Annotated in this window: 1 protein-coding gene; it reads right to left on the bottom strand. The window is 43.8% G+C overall.

Annotation, left to right across the window (positions count from 1 at the left end; translation table 11 throughout):
- Positions 1–500, bottom strand: a 500-nt coding sequence (locus tag KMS84_RS43800) for a hypothetical protein (RefSeq protein WP_256921278.1), incomplete at both ends; no start/stop codon positions are given.

Here is a 500-nt window from a genome sequence, read left to right as displayed (position 1 = left end):
CGATAGTTCTTGCAAGATTTCTAATCTCTAGTTCCAGTTCTTTCCTGATAGGAACCGAGTATTTGGCCAAAAGCTCCAGTGCATCTAGAGTCAATTCTGGGACGAGATACTCTACGCGCCCCTTGCCCGTCTTATGTTCTATTGTGGATACCCAGCAAAATTTAACTCCATTTTTGATCTCTCTACGCCAAGCGCCAACCTCAATCCCAATGGCCTCGTCATTACGCATGCCGCTAGTGATTGAAACTATATACAGCACAGCATCTCTGCATCGAATCGACATTCGCTCATCACTAGGATGATATCCTATACCACTGACCGCTAACTCAGCTTTCATCTCCCGAACGATACTTTCGCAATAGTTGAAAATTTTAGATTGTTCACCAGAAGGAATAATATCCGTCCGCCCAACGTTTTTATTAGCAGAAGCCGATCCTTTTACTTTGCTAACTCCGCAAATTCGCCATAATTTAGAGTTACCCCAAGGATCACTCTGAAGG

Source organism: Streptomyces hilarionis (assembly GCF_024539675.1).
Taxonomy (GTDB): domain Bacteria; phylum Actinomycetota; class Actinomycetes; order Streptomycetales; family Streptomycetaceae; genus Streptomyces; species Streptomyces hilarionis.
This window is presented reverse-complemented; position numbering and strand designations above follow the sequence as displayed.